The 2,472-nt window shown below is 79.5% G+C and carries 1 protein-coding gene and 1 pseudogene; both read right to left on the bottom strand.

The genetic code is table 11. The features are described 5' to 3' along the window. Positions 1 to 634: pseudogene (locus HLB09_RS15725) on the bottom strand (hypothetical protein); the annotation flags it as partial. An 83-nt stretch (positions 635 to 717) separates the two neighbouring features. Then, positions 718 to 2,472: ABC transporter ATP-binding protein (locus HLB09_RS15730; RefSeq protein ID WP_171204262.1), on the bottom strand; the 1,755-nt coding region annotated here is incomplete at its 5' end.

Genomic DNA, 2,472 nt, shown 5'->3' on the forward strand with positions numbered 1-2,472 from the left:
GCGCCCCGTCGTGCCGGCCGGCCGCCTCCTCCGCCAGACGGGCGCGGACGGCGTCGGTGCCGTCCGCCGGGGTCCACGGTCGTCCCGGCACCCACGCCAGCACCTCGACGTGGCCACCGGCGTGGTGACGGACGAGCAGCGGCTCCCCGCCGGCGCCGGGCGCCGGGTCCAGCCGGCCGACCCACCGACGAGCGGGGTTGTGCGACAGCGTCGTCGCCACGACGGCGCCGCCGCGAGGGGCGCCGCGGGGCCGACGGACGGGCGCCCCCGACTCCGGGCGGAGGCGGGCCAGGCCGCGCAGGGCGCGGTCCGAGGCGGCCGGGGCGAGGAGCAGCCGCGTCTCGGTCACGACGTGCGACGGGAGCCCGGCGCGGCGGGCCGCCTCGACCTCCTTGCGGGCCTTGACGTCCCAGTCCCGACCGGCCCGCGCCGTCACGAGGACGCGGGGCCTGCTGCCGTCGGTGTCGACGAGCCGGACGACCGCGCGGACGGACGCCCCGGGCTTGAGGCGCAGCCGCTCGACGACCGCCGTCGCCGCGAGGTCGGGCGCGACGAGGTCGGCCAGCGCCGCGCGGAGGCGGGCGTCGTCGAGGACGACGGCCAGTCCGGGCAGGTCCGGGTGCCGGGCGACCACGGCCGAGTCCGCACGGGCGGTCTCCCGGGGGGTGGCGCCGGGGGGCGGGGGCGGCGCTCCGTGGCCGACGTCGGCGGGGGCGATCACCGGCCCACCGCCTGCCGCGCGACCGGTGCGCCGGGGCGAGCGACGGGCGCCGCCGGGCGCGGCCGCTCGACGAGCCGGCCGTCCTCCAGCGCGACCACCCGGTCGACGCGGTGGAGCAGGGCCGGGTCGTGGGTGACGAGCAGCGTGGTGCGCCCGCGTGACAGCTCGAGCAGCGCGTCCAGCACCTCCGCGGCGCTCCGCGCGTCGAGCCCGGTGGTCGGCTCGTCGAGGAGGACGAGCGCCGGGTCGCGCAGGAGGGCGCGCGCGACGGCGACCCGCTGGCGCTGCCCGCCGGACAGCGTGGCGCCGCGCTCGGCGACGGCGGTCGCCGCGCCGTCGGGCAGCACGTCGAGCAGCGACCCGAGGCCGGCGCGGCGCAGGGCGTCCTCCACCTCGGCGTCGGTCGCGTCGAGCCGCCCGAGCCGGACGTTGTCCGCCAGCGTCCCCTGGAGGAGCACCGAGTCCTGCAGCACCACGGCCGTGGCCGCCCGCACGCTGTGGCGGGTCACGTCGACGAGGTCGTGGCCGTCCACCCGCACCGTCCCCTCGAGCGGGTCGACGAAGCGCAGGAGCACCTGGAGGAGCGTCGACTTCCCCGCCCCGCTGGCCCCGACGAGGGCCACGGTCTCCCCCGCCCGGACGCGCAGGTCGGCGCCGCGCAGCACCGGGGCGCGGCCGGGGTGCCCGACGACGAGCCCCTCGACGTCGACCGCGAGCGAGCGGCCGGGCGTGCGGCGCAGCGGGCGGGCCCACGAGCGGTCGCGCTCGGGGACGGCCTCGTCGAGCGCGTCGGCGATCCGCTCCCCCGACGCCGCGGCCCTGGCGATCCGGCCGGTGTGCTTGGCGAGGTCGCGCAGCGGCTTGAACGCCGTCTTGAGGTAGGTGAGGAAGACGACGAGCTCGCCGGGGCTGATGGCGCCCTGGAGCACGCGCCACCCGCCCATGACGAGCACGACGGCGGTCGCCGCGCCGACGACGACGTCCGTCCGCCGCTCGAGCCCGGCGGTCAGCCGCTTGGTCCGGACGCCGTCGGCGAGCCCCTTGGCGTCGTTCCCCCGCAGGCGCGCGGAGAGGTGGTCCACGAGGCCGTAGGCCTGGACGGTGCGGACGGCGGCGAAGGCCTCGCCCGCGTCGCCCGCCATGGCGCCCTCCTGCGTGCGCTGGCTGCGCGAGGCGCCGGTGATGCGCTTCGCCGACGTGCGGCCGGACAGCAGGAGCAGCGGCAGGACGGCCACGACGACGAGCGCCAGCAGCGGGTCGAGGACGAGGACCACGACGACCATGCCGACGACCGTGAGGACGTTGGCGAAGAGGGGCAGGCCGGCGGTCACCGCGACCTCCTGGACGCGGCCGACGTCGCCGACGACGCGCTGCACGAGGTCGCCGCTGCGGGCGGTCTCGTGGAAGGCCAGGGGCGCGCCGAGCAGCCGCTCGTGCAGGTGCGCGCGCAGCCGCGTCGTCACCCGGGCGCCGACGAGGGCGAAGGCGACGGTCGAGGCGTAGGCGGCGCCGGCGCGCACCCCGGCGACGACGAGCACCGCCACGCCCGCGCCGAGGAGCAGCGACGTCGTGCCGGGCGGGACGCCCTGGCCGGTGACCGCCGGGACGACGCCGTCCACGACCCAGCTGACGGGCCAGGGCTCCAGCAGCCGGGCGGCCACCTCGACGAGGACGGCGAGCAGCCCGCCGCCGGCGAGCAGGCGCGACCCGCCGGTGTGCGGGCGGAGGACGCGCAGGGTGCGGCGCAGGGC

Source organism: Pseudokineococcus marinus (assembly GCF_013004605.1).
GTDB lineage: Bacteria > Actinomycetota > Actinomycetes > Actinomycetales > Quadrisphaeraceae > Pseudokineococcus > Pseudokineococcus marinus.